Source organism: Solihabitans fulvus (assembly GCF_008386585.1).
In the GTDB taxonomy this organism is placed as follows: Bacteria; Actinomycetota; Actinomycetes; order Mycobacteriales; family Pseudonocardiaceae; genus Solihabitans; species Solihabitans fulvus.
The window spans coordinates 61869-76754 of record NZ_VUOB01000028.1 but is presented as its reverse complement, the minus strand read 5'-3'; the positions used below and the strand labels follow the sequence as shown (position 1 = coordinate 76754).

The window sequence follows — 14886 nt, the reverse complement described above, 5'->3', positions numbered from 1 at the left end:
GTGCCGGCTGGCAGGATGGGCGGCATGGCGGAACCGGTGAACGAAGCCCTGCTGGAAGTCGAACAGTTCGCGCGGGAACTCGTGCACGGCGGCTTCAGCACCCGCGAGGAGATCGCGGAGGACGTGGTCGAGCACTGCGATCCCGACGAGCTGTCCCTGTCGGCGGAGCAGGCGGCGGCGATGGTGGACCGGCTGTGGCAGGAACGGCTCGCCGAGCAGGCCGGCTGGCCGGCGACCACCGAGCCGGACCGCCTGTTCGAGGCGTTCGAAGCGCTGGACGCCAACGGGATCGTGCCGAGGGCGGACTTCGCCTGCTGCAACACCTGCGGGATGGCCGAGATCGGCGACGAGGCCGGCGAGGGGGCGCGCGGCTTCGTGTTCTTCCACCAGCAGGACACCGCCAGCGCGGTCGCGGGTCACGGCCTGCGCCTGGCCTACGGGTCGCTGCCGGGGTCGCCGCTGGACACGCGTGCCGTCGGGCAGGAGGTGGCCGCCGCGCTCACCGCCGCGGGCCTGCCGGTGGAGTGGAACGGTTCCGAGGACAGGCGCATCTGCGTCACGCCCATCGAATGGCGGCTGCGCCTGCCACAGGACTAGACACTGGGGCCGGCTCGTCGACCGGCATTGGCGCCGAGTTCACCTTCTTGCCGGATAGTGACCCCATCGAACGGTTGGCGTTCGGACGCCACAGGGGGCCACGTGGTCGACACGGTGATCTGGACCGATTTCGGCGGAGTGCTCACGCCGCCTATCGACGACGCGCTCGACCGGGTCGCGGACGCGGCGGGGATTCCGGCCGCCGAGCTGTACGGCGCCATGCTGCGGATCGCGCCGCCGGGGCACGACGTCCTGGAACAGCTGGAGCTTGGGCAGGTCAGCCAGGCCGCCTGGGGCCGCGAGCTGACCCGCGAGCTGGCGCCCGACTGGGTGCCCAGGATCGACCTCGGCCGCTTCGGCGACCACTGGTACGCCGACCGCCCGTTCAACACCGCACTGTTCGACGGGCTGCTCGCGGCGAAGCGGGCCGGCTTCGGCCTCGGCCTGCTGACCAACAGCGTGCTGGAGTGGGAACCGCACCGCCGCGCGATGATCTCCGACCACGGCGAGTTCGACCTCGTGATCAGGTCCCACGAGGTCGGGCTGCGCAAACCGGATCCGGAGATCTACCGGCTCGCGGAGCGGTCCTTCGGCGTCAAACCGGCGCGGTGCCTGCTCATCGACGACCTCGCGGCGAACTGCGCGGCCGCGCAGGAACGCGGCTGGCGGGCCATCCTGCACCGGGACACCGCCACGACGCTGGCCGAAGTCGAGGAATGGAGGTCGGGATGGAGTTCCGGCAGCTAGTGTCGTTCCTCGCGATCGCGGACGAGCTGCACTTCGGGCGCGCCGCGGCCCGCCTGCACCTGACCCAACCCTCGCTCAGCCAACAGTTGCAGCGCCTGGAACGAACGCTCGGCGTCACCCTCGTGGCCAGGACCTCGCACGAGGTCCGCCTCACCTCGGCAGGGCGGGCCTTCGAGGTCGAGGCCCGCGCCATCGTGACCAGGCTGGAGCGGGCGGCCAGCCTGGCGCGGGAGGTCGCGGCCGGCCGCACCGGGACGCTCGCCGTCGGCTACAACTTCCCTGCGGGGCAACATGTCCTGCCGGCGACGCTGACCAGGATGCACGCCGAGTTCCCCGGCGTGACCGTCGCCCTCGAGGAGAAGCGGACCGGGCCGCAGCTCGCCGCCCTCGCCGACGGCACGCTGGACATCGCGCTGGTCTACGGTCGTCCGAGGACCGCCGACTTCCGGCACCGACACCTGCTGCGACTGCCGATCGTCGCCGTCGTCGGGCAGGATCACGAGTGGGCCGGCCGGGCGAGCGTCCCGTTCGCCGAGCTCGCCGGGCAGCCGTGCATCCTGTTCGACCGCGCGCAGTCCCCGGCGATGTACGACGCGATCCTGTCCTCCGCCGAGCGCACCGGCATCCGGCTCGACGTGGCCCACACGCTCGACGACCCCGGCGCGACGTCGATCCTCGTGTCGATCCAGCCACTGGTCGGCTTCGCGTCCGCGTCGCGGGGCATGCTCGGCGGCTCGGCGGCCGGCGGCGTGCGACCCGTCGCCGTCCCGCTGCACAACCCGGTGCCCACCGTCGACCTGTACGCGGTGTGGCGCGGCTCCGGTGCCAGCCCGCTCGGCGACGCCTTCCTCAGCTGCCTCGAAGCCGTCGACCCCGAGGGAGAACCGGCCGCTACCGCAGACCGGAACGGACGAACGCGTTGACGATGTGCCGCTGGAGCACGAGGTAGAGCAGGAAGACCGGCAGGCAGGCCAGGCCGGCCAGCGCCATCAGCGGACCCCAGTCGTCGCCCTCGGTGCCCATGAAGCTGCGCAGGCCGAGCTGGAGCATCGCGTTGCTGCGCCGCAACACCATGGCTGGCCAGAAGTACTCGTTCCACGCGTTGACGAACAGCAGGATCGCCAGGGCGGCGAGCGCCGGCCGCAGGTTGGGCACCACGACCGTCCACAGCGTCGTCCAAGACGAGCGGCCGTCCATCCTGGCCGCCTCCAACAGTTCCTTGGGGAAACCGGCCAGGTGTTGGCGCAGCAGGAGCACGCCAAGCGCCGAGCACAGCGTCGGGATCACCACGCCGGCAAGGGTGTTGAGCAACCCGAGCTGGAACAGCAGCACGTAGTTCGGCAGCATGGTGACCTGGAACGGCACCAGCCAGGTGCCGACGAAAGCCAGGTACAGCACCCGTTTGAGCCGGAACTCCCACGCCGCGAACGCGTAGGCGGCGAGCAGCCCGGTGAGCAGCTGGCCGACCGAGGTCAGCGCGGCGACCAGCGTGGTGTTGCCCAGCAGGCCGAGCACGTCCACCTTGCTCGCGGCGTCCGCGTAGCTCTGCCAGGACAGCGGCCACGGCAGCGGCGACAGCGAGTAGACGTCGCCCGGCCGCCGCAGCGAGGTCGCGTACAGCCAGTAGATCGGGAAGACGCACAGCAGCCCGAGGACGGCGAGCACGGCGTGCCCGCGCACGGCCCGCCAGCGTCGGGAACGCGGGTCCTGCCAGCTATCGGTCACCGCGCACCCCTAGTCGTCGTGGAAGCTGAGTCGTTCGGACAGCCGGACCAGGCCCGCCGCGACGAGCCCGAAGGCGGCGAAGAGCAGGACCCCGGCCGCCGCGCCGAGGCCGGCGTCGTAGCTGTGGAAGCTGTAGTCCCACAACAGGTAGTAGACGTTGGTGGTGGCGCGCGCCGGACCGCCCTGGGTCAGCGTGTCGATGAGCGGGAACGTCCACTGCGCGGACAGCAGCACCGTCATCAGCACCAGGAAGACCAGCGTCGGGGACAGCAGCGGCAGCGTGATCCACCGGGTGATCTGCCCCCGCGAGGCCCCGTCGAGCTGGGCGGCCTCGCCGTAGTCGCCGTTGATGCCGGCCAGGCCCGCGGAGACCACCAGCGTCGCGAAGCCCAGCACGCTCCAGCCAGTGATGACGATGATCGCGAACTGCGCGGAACCCGTCTCGTGCAGCCAGTTCAGCCGCGTGCCGAGGACCTTGTTCACCACCCCGGCGCCGGGATCGAGCAGCCACTGCCACACCGCCGCGCTGGCCACCGGCGCGACCAGCGTCGGCGCGAACACCATGGCCTGGTAGACGACCCGCGCCCGGTCCCGCACCTGCCGTGTGACCAGCCCGACCAGCACGGGGATCACGACCGAGAACGGCAGCAGCCCGACGATCACCACGACCGTGCGCACCGCGGCCTGGCCGAGGTCCGGCAGGTCGATCAGCCGCTGGTAGTTGCGCAGGCCGACGGGCGTCATCGGCGTGCTGGGCAACAGGTTCCACGAGTAGAACGACAGCTGCACGGTCTGCGCGAGCGGGCGGTAGGTCCAGACGCCGAGCAGGGCGAGGGCGGGCGCGAGATACAGGTAGGGCTGCGCGCCCGCGACGACGCGGCGGCCGAGCGGGGGCCGCGCCGCGCGCGGCGGCGGCGATCCCGGCGCGGGCGCGACAACCTCGACGAACATCGTCGCTCACCCGAGCTCTCGCGTGCGGTCGCTGACGTAGCGGACCAGGTCGTCCCGGTCCCGGTCGTAGACCGGTGGCGCGCCGACGAGATCGACCGCGGTGGCCACGAACGCGCCGTCGATCAGGTCGATCCTGGTCAGCCCGCTGCCGACCACGCCGCGCAGCCGTTCCCGTGGCGGCAACGTGTCCACCCGGTAGGCCAGCGCGGGGGACACCCAGACGGGGATCCCGGCGAGCGTGCCGCAGCCGGTGTGGTGCGCGTGTCCGCTCAGCACCAGGCGCACGTCGCTGCCGGCGACGACGGCGGCGAGCCGGTCGGCGTCCTTGAGCCGCAACAGGTGCACGGTCGGCACCGGGGAGGGCAGCGGCGGATGGTGCAGCACGAGCACCGTGCCCAGCGGCGCCGACTGTGCGAGCTGCGCGCGCAACCAGTCCAGCTGCTCGGCGTCGAGGTGGCCGTCGTGCCGCCCCGGCACGGTGGTGTCCAGCACGATGATCCGCAGCCCCGCGATCCGGTGCACGGTGTCGCAGGGGCCGTCGCCGGGGTCGTCGGGCAGCAGCGCGGCCCGGAAGGCGGACCGCTCATCGTGGTTGCCCATCGCGTAGATCGCCGGGCAGCGCAGCCGCGCCGCCGCGGGCTCGACGACCGCGCGAAGCCGGCGGTAGGCCGCTGGCGAGCCGTTGTCGGTGAGGTCGCCGCTGAGCAGCAGACCGTGCACGGCGACGCCGGAGGCGTGCACGGCGTCGAGCGCGGCGGTCAGGTTCGCCAGCGTGTCGACGGCGCCGTGCATCAGCGTGTCGTCGCCGACGATGTGCGAGTCGCTGAGCTGGATCAGGGTCAGGTCGGGCGCGGTCACCTGACACCGCCGGGAACCAGCGACGCGGCACGGTCCCGCGCGGCGCTGAGCGTCGCCTGCGGGTCGGCGCCCTGGTACACGGCGTTCTCGACGGCGTCCATCATGCCGTCGCGGATCTGTAGGTAGTTGGCTCCTGGAAAGGAGACCCACGGTTCCATGTGCGCGAGCTGGTCGAGATTCGGTCGCACCAAAGGATTCTTCGCGGCCCACTCCTTCAGCCCGTCGGGGTCGTCGACCAGGCCGGTGCGCAGCGGCAGGTAGCCGATCTTGCTGGAGATCGTGACGTAGGCGGTCTCGCTGGTGAGGAACCTGATCAGCTCCCAGGCGGCCCGCTGCTTGGCCGGGTCGCCGGCGAACACGAACAGCGAGGCGCCGGAGTTGGTCGGCACCACGGGCTTTCCCGCGAAGCTCGGCATCGTCGTCGAACGGAGGTCCCACTTGCCCTGCGCGCCCTTGACGAAGGTCGCCTGGACGGCGCTGGTCTCCAGGATCATGCCGATGTCGCCCCTGGCGAACGCCTCGTAGCCCTGCTTCTGCGCGAGCTTCGGGCTGACACCGGACTTCACCAGGTCCTGCGCCAGCCGCACCACCTCGACGGCCGGCTCATCGGCGAACGTCAGCGACTTCCGGTCGGCCGACAGCACCCTGCCCCCGTTGGAGCGGACCAGGCTCTGGAAGCACCAGTCCTTGGCCTCCTTGGTGAGGCAGTCAAGGTACGCGCCGTCCTTGCCGGTGGCCGCCTTGATCTTCGCGGCGGCGGCCCCGACCTCAGCCCAGGTCTTCGGCGGGTTGGCCGGGTCGAGGCCGGACTGCTGGAACAGGCTTGCGTTGAAGTACAGCACCGGTGTGGAGAACACGAACGGCACGCCGTACGTCCTGCCGTCCCAGTCGCCGAGCGTCCTGGCGCTCGCCGCGTAGGGGTGCTTCGCGCCGGCGAAGTTCGCCTGCACCGCGTCCCGGCCGACGAGATCGTCCAGCGGCTTGGCGCCGAGCTGGTGCACGGTGAAGTCCAGGTCGCTGAAGCCGAGCTGCGCGACGTCCGGCGGGTTGCCGGCGGCCAGCTGGCTCTGCACGCTCGGGATCGTGTCCGTCGCGGGGTTCGCGCTGTTGCCCTGCGGTTTCTGCGCGGTCACCGTGATGTTGGGGTGCGCCTGGCGGAACTTGCCGATCAGCTCGTTGAAGGTGTCGGTCCAGGCGCCGGCCTGGCCGAAGTTGTAGCTCTCGAAGACGATCGACACCTTCTGGTCCGGCCCCAACTCCGGAACCCGGGCCGCCGCAGGCGTTTGCCTGGCCTCGGTGCTGCCGAGGCCGCAGCCGCTGGTGGCGAGCGCGAGGCCGAGCGCGAGCGCGATCCCCGCTCTCGTGCGTGGTCTGGTCATGGCGAGTGCTCCTAGTGGAAACGGTGGCGTGGTGCGGTGTCTGGAACTAGCTGGCGGGCAGATCGAGTTCGGCCGGTGCGGTTGGGACTTGTGCGTGGTCGTCCCGCCAGACCAGGCGCCGCCCGCTGGCGCGGTCGAACAGGTGCGCGTGGCGCGGCGCGCTGTGCAGGCCGACCGCGTCGCCGACGGCGAGGGACAGCGGGCGTTGGCCGCGCAGGCACACCCTCGTATCCCCGACGACCAGGTGGGCCACCTCCTCGCTGCCGAGGTTCTCCACCAGCCGCACCACGCCGTGCAGCACGGGATTCGCGCCGGTCAGGCTCAGGTGTTCCGGCCGGACGCCGAGCACGACCTCGCGCGTCGGCAGGTCGGCGGCGATGTCCAGCGGCATGTCCACGCCGGGTGCGACGGCGTGCAGCCGGCCTGCCCTGCTGACCAGTTGCGCGTCGAGGAGGTTCATCGGCGGCGCGCCGAGGAAGCCCGCGACGAACGTGGAGGCGGGTTGGTCGTACACCTCCGTCGGGCTGCCGACCTGCTCCAGTCGACCGTGGTCGAGCAGCGCGATGCGGGTGGCCATCGTCATCGCCTCGACCTGGTCGTGCGTCACGTACACGAAGGTCGACCGCAGCCTGCGGTGCAGTTCGGTGAGTTCCGAGCGGGTCGCGGTGCGCAGCCTGGCGTCCAGATTGGACAGTGGCTCGTCCATCAGGAACGCGCCGGGGTCGCGGACCAGCGCGCGGCCGAGCGCGACCCGCTGGCGCTGACCGCCGGAGAGCTCGCGCGGCCGCCTGGCGAGCAGCTCGGTGAGGTCGAGGATCTCGGCCACGTCCCGAACCTGCTGCTGGATCTCGGCGCGGGACCGCCGACGGGCGCGCAGCGGGAAACCGATGTTGCGTTCGACGGACAGGTGCGGATAGAGCGCGTAGCTCTGGAACACCATCGCGAGATCGCGGTCGCGCGGCGGGATGTTGGTGATGTCCCGGTCGGCGAGCCTGATGCGGCCCTCGGTCAACGGCGTCAGCCCGGCGATGGCGCGCAGCAGCGTCGACTTGCCGCACCCGCTCGGGCCGAGCAGCACGAGGAACTCGCCGTGCTCGATGTCGAGGCAGATTCGGTCGACCGCGGTCACCTCGCCGAACCGCTTGCTCGCGGACTCGATCTGGATCCGGCTCACCGCAAGTGCCTCCCGCCTGCCGCCGACTCGTCGTGTCGGGCAGATACGAACATCCCGTCGTGTATCGGGGATGAACGAGCGGAGACGAATCGCGTTCGGGAACGCGCAGATCAGGCCGTGTGCAGGCGCGATAGGAAGTGCGATGAGAACGATTGGCGAATCGAATGCGACGGCACCGGGAAACGCCTATCGCGCGACGGTCAGGCGATGGCGGCGATCAGCATGCCGACGTCCACGACGGCCATCGCCATCGTGATCCGGAACGCCACGGGGCTCTCCGGAGCCACCACGGCCGCAACGGTCGCCGCGGCGGCCCCCGCGATTCCCACGGCCGACGCGGTCAACGCGAACGCCAGCGACGCGGCCGCCGGCCCGAAACCGAGCACCACCGAGGCCGCGGCCAGCGCGCAGGCCATGACCACCACACCCGCCCGAGGGCCGAGCCGCTGCGGCAGCCCCCGAACCCCGGTCGCCGCGTCGTCGCGCAGGTCGGGCAGCACGTTGGCGAAGTGCGCGCCGAAGCCGAGCAGCGCGCCGGCCACCGGGGCCCACCACGGCGGCCAGGGATGCCCCGGCAGCGCCAGGTACGGCACGGTCGGCACGGTCGCGAACGCGAGCAGGTAGGTCGCGCCCGACCAGACCGTGGCCTTCAGCCCGAGGTTGTAGGCCCAGCCCATCGCCACTCCTGCCAACGCGACCGCCCCGGCCAGCGGGCCGAGCAGCAGCGAGAGCACGACGGTCGAGACCAGGGCCAGCCCGGCCGCGGCGGCGACCGCCTCGACCGGCACCCGGCCCGTCGCGGCGGGCTTGTCGGCCTGCCCGGTGGCCCGGTCGCGCGCGGCGTCGATCCGGTCGTTGGACCAGCCGATCGACAGCTGTCCGGTCAGGACGGCGAGGCCGAGCAGCGCGACGCGTCCCGTGCTCAGCCCGACACCGGCGGCGAGCAGCACCGACACCGTGGTCACGACGAGGGCGGGCGCCGGATGGCAGGCCCCGGCGAGGCCGAGGACCAGCCGACGCGGCCGTCTCGCGGCCGCGGCCGATGATCCCGTCATATGCCGAGTGTAGGTCGAAGCCGTACCGTGAACAGGGTGACGACCGTGGCCGCGGTGCGCGGCGTGCTTCCGCCGCATCGTTACCCCCAACAACGACTGACCGAACTGTTCGCCGAGTTGTGCCTGCCGGCCAACGGGTCTCGTGCGGTCCTGGCGAGGCTGCACACCAGCGCCCGCGTCGCCACCAGGCACCTGGCGCTGCCCATCGAGCGGTACGCCGACCTCGACGGCTTCACCGAGGCCAACGACGCGTTCCTGTCGGTCGGGGTGGAGCTGGGCTGCGCGGCGGTGCTCGGCGCGCTCGCCGACGCCGGGCTCGACGCGGCCGATGTGGACCTGGTGATGTCCACGACCGTGACCGGCGTCGCCGCACCCTCGCTCGAAGCCAGGATCGCGGCCAGGATCGGGATGCGGCCGGACGTCAAGCGGGTGCCGCTGTGGGGCCTTGGCTGCCTGGCCGGCGTCGCGGGAGTGGCCCGGCTGCACGACTTCCTGCGCGGCTGGCCGAATGCGGTCGCGGTGCTCGTGTCGGTCGAGCTGTGCTCGCTCACCGTGCAGCGCGGGGATCCCAGCGTCGCCAACATGGTCGCCTCAGGGCTTTTCGGCGACGGCGCGGCCGCCGTGGTCGCGGTCGGCGCGCAGCACCCGCGCGCCGGCGGCGGCCCCATGGTGGTGGACACGCTGAGCCACCTGTATGAGAACTCCGAGCGCGCAATGGGTTGGGACGTCGGCGACACCGGCCTGAAGATCGTGCTCGGCGCCGAGGTGCCCGATCTGGTGCGGACGTACCTGGCCGACGACGTCAAGCAACTGCTGTCCCGGCACGGGCTCGCCGTCGGCGACATCGCGCGGTGGATCTCCCATCCCGGCGGCCCCAAGGTCATCGAGGCCATCCAGTCGGTGCTCGGTCTCGACGACGACGACCTGGCGATGACGTGGCGCTCGCTGAACCGGATCGGCAACCTGTCCTCGGCGTCGGTGCTGCACGTGTTCGCCGACACGCTCGCCGAGCGGCCGGCCGCCGAAGGAGAGTGGGGAGTGTTGCTGGCGATGGGGCCGGGATTCTGTTGCGAGCTGGTGCTGCTGCGATGGTGAGCGCGCTGTGGTATTCGGTGCTGGTCGGGCTCGTCGCGGTCGAGCGGCTGGCGGAACTGGTGGTGGCCAAGCGAAATCTCGCCTGGAGCCTGGCGCGCGGCGGACGCGAGAGCGGGTTCTCCCACTACCCGTTCATGGTCGTCCTGCACACCGGGCTGCTGGCCGGCTGCCTGCTGGAGGTGTGGCTCGGCGACCGGCCCTTCCTGCCGGCGCTCGGCTGGCCGATGCTCGCGCTCGTGGTGGCCTCGCAGGCGCTGCGGTGGTGGTGCATCCGCACGCTGGGGCACCGGTGGAACACGCGCATCGTGGTCGTGCCCGGCCTGCCGCGCGTCACCGGCGGCCCCTACCGGTGGTTCGCGCACCCGAACTACGTCGCGGTCGTCGTCGAGGGTTTCGCGCTGCCGTTGGTGCACACCGCCTGGCTCACCGCGGTGCTGTTCACCGTCGTCAACGCCGGACTCCTGACCGTCCGAATCAGGGCCGAGAACGACGCGCTGCGGTCCGCCGGTGCGTGACGTGCTGGTCGCCGGCGGCGGGCCGGCCGGGCTGGCGGTCGCGATCGGCTGCGCGCGAGCGGGGTTGGACGTGGTGGTCTGCGAGCAGCGGAGCGGCGTCGTCGACAAGGCCTGCGGCGAGGGGCTGATGCCCGGCGCCCTGCGGGCCCTGCTCGCCCTCGGCGTCGACCCGCCGGGACACGATCTCGACGGCATCACCTACCGGCAGGGCGCGTCCGTCGCGCATGCCGCCTTCCGCGACGGTCCCGGGCGCGGCGTGCGCCGCACCGCGCTGCACGACGCGCTGCGCGCCGCCGCCGACGGGCTCGGCGTGCCGGTGCTGCCGCACCGGATCACCGAGGTTCGGCAGCACGCCGACCACGTGCTGGCCGGCGGGTTGCGCGCGCGGTACCTCGTCGCCGCCGACGGCCTGCACTCCTCGATCCGCGCGATGGCCGGGCTGTCCGCGCCCGCGGGCGCGACGGCGGCGCGGTGGGGCCTGCGGCGGCACTACGCGGTGCCGCCATTCAGCGACTCGGTCGAGGTGACCTGGACCGCGCGGTCCGAGGCGTACGTGACGCCGGTCGCCGAGGACACCATCGGCGTCGCCATCCTGTCCAGCGCGCGAGGCGGTTTCGCCGACCAGCTCGCCGAGTTCCCCGAGCTGGCCGCGCGGCTGGCCGACGCGCGGCCGGTCTCTGACGTCCGGGGCGCGGGGCCGTTGCGGCAGCGGACCTCCGGCCGCGTCGCGGGCCGCGTGCTGCTCGTCGGGGACGCCGCGGGCTACGTCGACGCGCTGACCGGCGAGGGGCTCGCGGTGACGCTGGCGGCGGCGAGCGAACTGGTCCGGTGCGTCCGGAGCGGCCGACCGCAGGACTACGACCGGGCGTGGTCCAGGGTGTCCCGGCGCTCGCGCTGGCTGACCTCGGGCCTGCTGTGGGCGCGCGGCCGCCCCGCGCTGGCGCGGCGGGTCGTGCCGTTGGCGGCCGGCGCCCCGTGGCTGTTCTCCCTCGCCGTGGATCAGCTCGCGCGCTGACACCCGGCGCGGCGGCTAGGCCCCGCGCAGCAGAAAAGAGATCCGCAGGACACGGCCCAGGTCAGCTGGCGGAGTGCGCGGCGGCCAGCGCGTCCGCCACCTTGGCGACCATGGCCTGTTCCGCCTCCGCGACCTGCCCGTCGGCCGCGGCGACCTCCCGGCACACGGCGACGACGGCGTCGGCGAACGCGGACGCCTCGGCTGGGGCCTTCGCGGCGAGGATCGCCACGGACTCGCGCAGCGCGTCGAGCACCCCGGCCTCGACGTCGGCGACGGAGCCGTCGGGCAGTTCGGGGTGCGCGGCGGCGAGCACGGCACGCAGCGCGGGGGACAGGGCGGTCATGGCCCGGATCCCGGCGCGACTCTCCTCGTCGACGGCGCCGGGATCGGCGGTCGACACCAGCACCATCGCGCCGAACACGGCGGTCCGCAGCGTGCGGCCCTCCTCGTCGGTGAACGCAGTCATGTGATCACTGTAGAACTCCCACCAGGCGGTGCTGGCCACGGCGCGGGGCGGACGCGGAAAAACGCAGGGTGGCCTCAGGTCGTCGGTGCGCTGGACGTGTCCTGGCGTAGAGCCGCCAGGACGTGGTCGGCGATGTGGCGCGCGCAGTCGATCGACTCGGTTCTCGTGGTGTCGATCTCCAGGTCGTAGTCGACGCCGACGTGCACGACCGAGGCCTGCGAGGCCGCCATGCCGGGCACCCGGTCGCCGCGCGCGATCTCTCGGCCGGCGGCCGCGTCCTGAGCGCAGTGGACACCGACCCACAGCACGTCGAGCCCGGCCAACGCGGCCCGCCACCGCGCCTGCGACCGCGCGCCGCCGAGGAACACCTCGTCGATGATCAGGTTCGCGCCCGCGCGCACCATCGCGGCGAGCCCGGCGCCCCACGCGGCCTCCACCTCGTAGAAGTCGTCGCCGACCGCGACCCGACCGTCCGAGCCGATGGAGATGCCCTCGCCCGCCGCGTGCGGCTCGACGGGCATGGCCCGCACCAGCGTGTCGACCCCGAACGTCAGCCACCGGCCGGGCAACACCGACTGGAGGCAGCGGGCGATGCCGGTCTTCCCCGAGCTGGAGGCGCCGTTGAGCACGATCACGTCGATTGACACCGGGCCACTGTAGGTCCCGGTGCCACGCCACGACACGGAGTTACCCGCCGCTGTTACCCGGCGCTCCGCCGTGCCCCGTCACCTCGTCGCGAACGGGCCGTGCGCCGCCCTGTGCCGGGGCCGTTCCAGAAGCCACGGCTGGCAGGGGCGGCGCAGCGGCCCGTTCGGGTCGACGGGGTTCCACGAGCGATGGCTTACCTGGCCGCGAACTGTGACCGCAGGTGCCTGCCGTTGACGATCAGCACGACGCCGATCAGGAGCAGGCCGCAGACGGCCTGCTCGATCTTCATCCACACCGGGAAGGTGCCAGGGATCGAGATGATGGCGACGATGGCCACCACCATGACGGCCGAGACGATCCGTAACCGGAGGAACGCGCGCCGCGCGCCGCGCGCCGTGCCCGCGACGAAGGTCGTCATCAACGCGGCGCTGAGGACGACGATGGTGCCTCGGATCCAGACGGCCGTGTTCACCGCCTCGGTGTTGTTGCGTAGCAGGACTATCGCCACCAGGGTGAGCGCGCTGAGGCCGAGGTAGCTGCCGACGAGCAGCTTCACGGTGCGCAACGCGGACTGGCTGTTGGGGAGGTTCACGCTCTCGGTTGTCATGGCGAAAAGCATGCGGTTGCGGGGTGGTTGGCGGCATCGCCGCCGGGGTGGAATTTCGGGGCGGCCGAGGCCTACAACCACGGGTCGAGGGCTCTGCACCCCAGGGTGGAGATCGCGGATCAACCCCGGGACCGTGTCGGCTCGCGCGCGGTCGCCGTAGTGTTCGGCGGGTGCGCACCGACCCCGGCACGACCTCGACAACCGCCACCCTGGGTGCCGCGCCCGTGCGGCGGGAGCCCGCGGTGCGCTGGCTGCGCCCGCTGGCGCCGCTCGTCATGATCGTGGTGGTCTGGGCCGCGTGGCACGCCCATCCCGGCCCCGGGCTCAGCGGTCGTGAACTGGCCGTCTCGGTCGCGCTCGGCGCGTTCGTGCTCGGCGGGATCGGCGGCGTGCTGGCCATGTACGGGCGTCCCGGGATGGTGCACGTCGCCCTCATCGTCGTCCTGCTCCTCGCCTCCGCCGCGCTGATGTGGCTGCAACCGGACGGGGTCGGCGTCGCGGGAGTCTTCGTCGGCGTGTCCCTGCTCGCGCCGCTGCTGCGCGGGCGGCCCTCCACGCACGTGACCGTCGTCGTCCTCGTGTTCCTCTGCGTGATGGTCGCGGCCAGCCTCGGCGGCTCGTTCACCACCGCGCTGCTCAACGCCGTGATGCTCAGCGCCTACTACGGGATGTTCTTCCTCTCCATGCGACTCGGCGACGCCAACCGGCTGGCCCAGCGGCTGGTGAGCGAACTGGAACAGAGCAGGGCGGCCGAGGCCCGGGCGGCGGGGCTCGCCGAGCGTCAGCGCCTCGCCAGGGAGATGCACGACGTGCTCGCGCACTCGCTGTCCGGGCTCATGCTGCAACTCGAGGGCGCTAGGATGCTGCTGGCCGAGAATCCTGACGACCCAAGGCTTCCCGAGGTCGTCGACCGCGCCCACCACCTCGGCAAGTCCGGTCTCGAGGAGGCTCGCAGGGCGATCGGCATGCTCCGCGACGACGAACTCCCCGGGCCGGAGAGCCTCGCCGGGTTGGCCGCGCAGTTCCAGCAGGACAGGGGCGTGCCCTGCCGGCTCACCATCTCCGGCGCGGCGCACCAGCTCGACTCCGAGGCTCGCCTCGCGCTGTACCGGGTCGCCCAGGAGGCCCTGACCAACATCGCCAAGCACGCCGACCCGGCCAGGGTCGAACTGTGCCTCGCCTACGAGCCGACGCGCACCCGCCTCACCGTCGAGGACTTCGCGAACAACCGCGGCGCCCGGCGGCCCGCCCCCGGCGACAGCGGGGGATACGGCCTCACCGGCATGCGCGAGCGGGCGGAGCTGCTCGGCGGCACGCTCGTCGCCGGGCCGACGGACGGCGGGTTCCGCGTGGAATTGGATGTGCCGACATGAGCCGACCGATCCGCGTGCTGATCGCCGACGACCAACGAGTCGTCCGGGAGGGCCTGACGATGGTGCTCGGGCTGCTGCCGGACGTCGACGTCGTCGGCGCGGCCTCGGACGGCGCCGAGGCCGTCGCCCTCGCCGAGGAGCTGCGCCCCGACATCGTGCTGATGGACCTGCGGATGCCCCGGTGCGACGGCGTCGAGGCGACCCGCCTGCTGCGCGAGCGCGAGCCCGGCGTCAAGGTCGTCGTCCTCACCACCTACTCGGACGACCGGTCGGTGCTCGACGCGCTCCGCGCCGGCGCGCGCGGCTACCTGACGAAGGACGCCGGCGGGGCGGAGATTCGCCAGGCCCTGCAACGGGTCCTTGACGACCACGCCGTGATCGACCCAGCCGTGCAGCATCACCTCATCGACGCCATCGCCACCACGCCGGCGCAGGCGCCGCAGAGTCAGCCGGCTCGGTCGCCCGACGGGCTCACCCCACGGGAGGCTGAGGTGCTGTCCCTCATCGCCACCGGCCTGTCCAACGCCGAGATCGCCGAACGGCTCGTGATCAGCGAGGGCACGGTGAAGAGCCACATCAACCGCCTGCTCGCCAAGATCGACGCCCGCGACCGCGCCCAGGCCGTCGCCTACGCGTACCGACACGGCCTCGTCTGAGGCGGCCGCAGGGCGGCGCAGCAGG

At 72.4% G+C, this 14886-nt stretch carries 17 protein-coding genes; 8 read left to right on the top strand and 9 right to left on the bottom strand.

Features of this window, described 5'->3' with window-relative positions; genetic code table 11:
- Positions 1–24 precede the first annotated feature (24 nt).
- The 3 genes from F0L68_RS16730 (at position 25) to F0L68_RS16720 (ending at position 2267) form a co-directional block, all read left to right on the top strand.
- Positions 25–597 carry a DUF6891 domain-containing protein gene (locus tag F0L68_RS16730; RefSeq protein WP_149850511.1) on the top strand — a complete coding sequence of 191 codons (573 nt, stop codon included), beginning with the start codon at positions 25–27 and terminating at the stop codon, positions 595–597.
- 102 nt (positions 598–699) lie between these two features.
- Positions 700–1344, top strand: coding sequence for an HAD family hydrolase (locus F0L68_RS16725; RefSeq protein ID WP_223198850.1), 645 nt, complete (start codon positions 700–702; stop codon positions 1342–1344).
- Positions 1326–2267 carry a LysR family transcriptional regulator gene (locus F0L68_RS16720; protein WP_149850510.1) on the top strand — a complete coding sequence of 314 codons (942 nt, stop codon included), beginning with the start codon at positions 1326–1328 and terminating at the stop codon, positions 2265–2267. Before F0L68_RS16725 ends, F0L68_RS16720 begins: the two co-directional genes overlap by 19 nt.
- On the opposite strand, the gene F0L68_RS16715 is transcribed toward F0L68_RS16720, so the two are convergent.
- From F0L68_RS16715 to F0L68_RS16690, 6 genes are all read right to left on the bottom strand, one after another.
- Positions 2236–3069, bottom strand: a complete 834-nt coding sequence (locus F0L68_RS16715; protein WP_149850509.1) for a carbohydrate ABC transporter permease — start codon at positions 3067–3069, stop codon at positions 2236–2238. The genes F0L68_RS16720 and F0L68_RS16715 overlap by 32 nt on opposite strands.
- A 9-nt stretch (positions 3070–3078) precedes the next feature.
- Positions 3079–4020, bottom strand: coding sequence for a carbohydrate ABC transporter permease (locus F0L68_RS16710; protein WP_149850508.1), 942 nt, complete (start codon positions 4018–4020; stop codon positions 3079–3081).
- A gap of 6 nt (positions 4021–4026) precedes the next feature.
- Positions 4027–4878: a metallophosphoesterase gene (locus tag F0L68_RS16705; RefSeq protein WP_149850507.1), complete on the bottom strand. Its 852-nt coding sequence runs from the start codon at positions 4876–4878 to the stop codon at positions 4027–4029.
- Positions 4875–6257 carry an ABC transporter substrate-binding protein gene (locus F0L68_RS16700; protein ID WP_149850506.1) on the bottom strand — a complete coding sequence of 461 codons (1383 nt, stop codon included), beginning with the start codon at positions 6255–6257 and terminating at the stop codon, positions 4875–4877. The genes F0L68_RS16705 and F0L68_RS16700 overlap by 4 nt, the downstream gene beginning before the upstream one ends.
- Before the next feature lie 46 nt (positions 6258–6303).
- The gene (locus F0L68_RS16695) at positions 6304–7431 is read right to left on the bottom strand and encodes an ABC transporter ATP-binding protein (protein WP_149850505.1); all 1128 of its coding nucleotides are present in this window, start codon (positions 7429–7431) and stop codon (positions 6304–6306) included.
- A gap of 200 nt (positions 7432–7631) precedes the next feature.
- Positions 7632–8486: a UbiA family prenyltransferase gene (locus F0L68_RS16690; protein WP_149850504.1), complete on the bottom strand. Its 855-nt coding sequence runs from the start codon at positions 8484–8486 to the stop codon at positions 7632–7634.
- 36 nt (positions 8487–8522) lie between these two features.
- Here F0L68_RS16690 and F0L68_RS16685 point away from each other — a divergent pair, with 36 nt between their 5' ends.
- The 3 genes from F0L68_RS16685 to F0L68_RS16675 are packed head-to-tail and all read left to right on the top strand — an operon-like array spanning position 8523 to position 11111.
- On the top strand, positions 8523–9581 hold the full coding sequence (locus tag F0L68_RS16685; RefSeq protein ID WP_149850503.1) for a type III polyketide synthase: 1059 nt from the start codon (positions 8523–8525) through the stop codon (positions 9579–9581).
- Positions 9575–10096 carry an isoprenylcysteine carboxyl methyltransferase family protein gene (locus tag F0L68_RS16680; protein WP_149850502.1) on the top strand — a complete coding sequence of 174 codons (522 nt, stop codon included), beginning with the start codon at positions 9575–9577 and terminating at the stop codon, positions 10094–10096. The genes F0L68_RS16685 and F0L68_RS16680 overlap by 7 nt, the downstream gene beginning before the upstream one ends.
- Complete coding sequence (locus F0L68_RS16675; RefSeq protein WP_149850501.1) at positions 10089–11111, top strand: NAD(P)/FAD-dependent oxidoreductase; 1023 nt, start codon at positions 10089–10091, stop codon at positions 11109–11111. Before F0L68_RS16680 ends, F0L68_RS16675 begins: the two co-directional genes overlap by 8 nt.
- A 61-nt stretch (positions 11112–11172) precedes the next feature.
- Here the strand turns inward: F0L68_RS16675 and F0L68_RS16670 are convergent, their stop codons facing one another.
- The 3 genes from F0L68_RS16670 to F0L68_RS16660 form a co-directional block, all read right to left on the bottom strand.
- Entirely contained in the window at positions 11173–11577 is a 405-nt protein-coding gene (locus F0L68_RS16670; RefSeq protein ID WP_149850500.1) for a TerB family tellurite resistance protein, read from the bottom strand.
- A 74-nt stretch (positions 11578–11651) separates the two neighbouring features.
- A complete protein-coding gene (gene cpt / locus F0L68_RS16665) occupies positions 11652–12224 on the bottom strand; it encodes a chloramphenicol phosphotransferase CPT (RefSeq protein ID WP_149850499.1) in 573 nt (190 codons plus the stop codon).
- A gap of 194 nt (positions 12225–12418) precedes the next feature.
- Complete coding sequence (locus F0L68_RS16660) at positions 12419–12832, bottom strand: hypothetical protein (RefSeq protein ID WP_223198849.1); 414 nt, start codon at positions 12830–12832, stop codon at positions 12419–12421.
- Positions 12833–13002: 170 nt separating this feature from the next.
- Here F0L68_RS16660 and F0L68_RS16655 point away from each other — a divergent pair, with 170 nt between their 5' ends.
- Entirely contained in the window at positions 13003–14205 is a 1203-nt protein-coding gene (locus F0L68_RS16655; protein WP_223198848.1) for a sensor histidine kinase, read from the top strand.
- Positions 14202–14861, top strand: coding sequence for a response regulator (locus F0L68_RS16650; protein WP_149850497.1), 660 nt, complete (start codon positions 14202–14204; stop codon positions 14859–14861). The genes F0L68_RS16655 and F0L68_RS16650 overlap by 4 nt, the downstream gene beginning before the upstream one ends.
- Positions 14862–14886 lie beyond the last annotated feature (25 nt).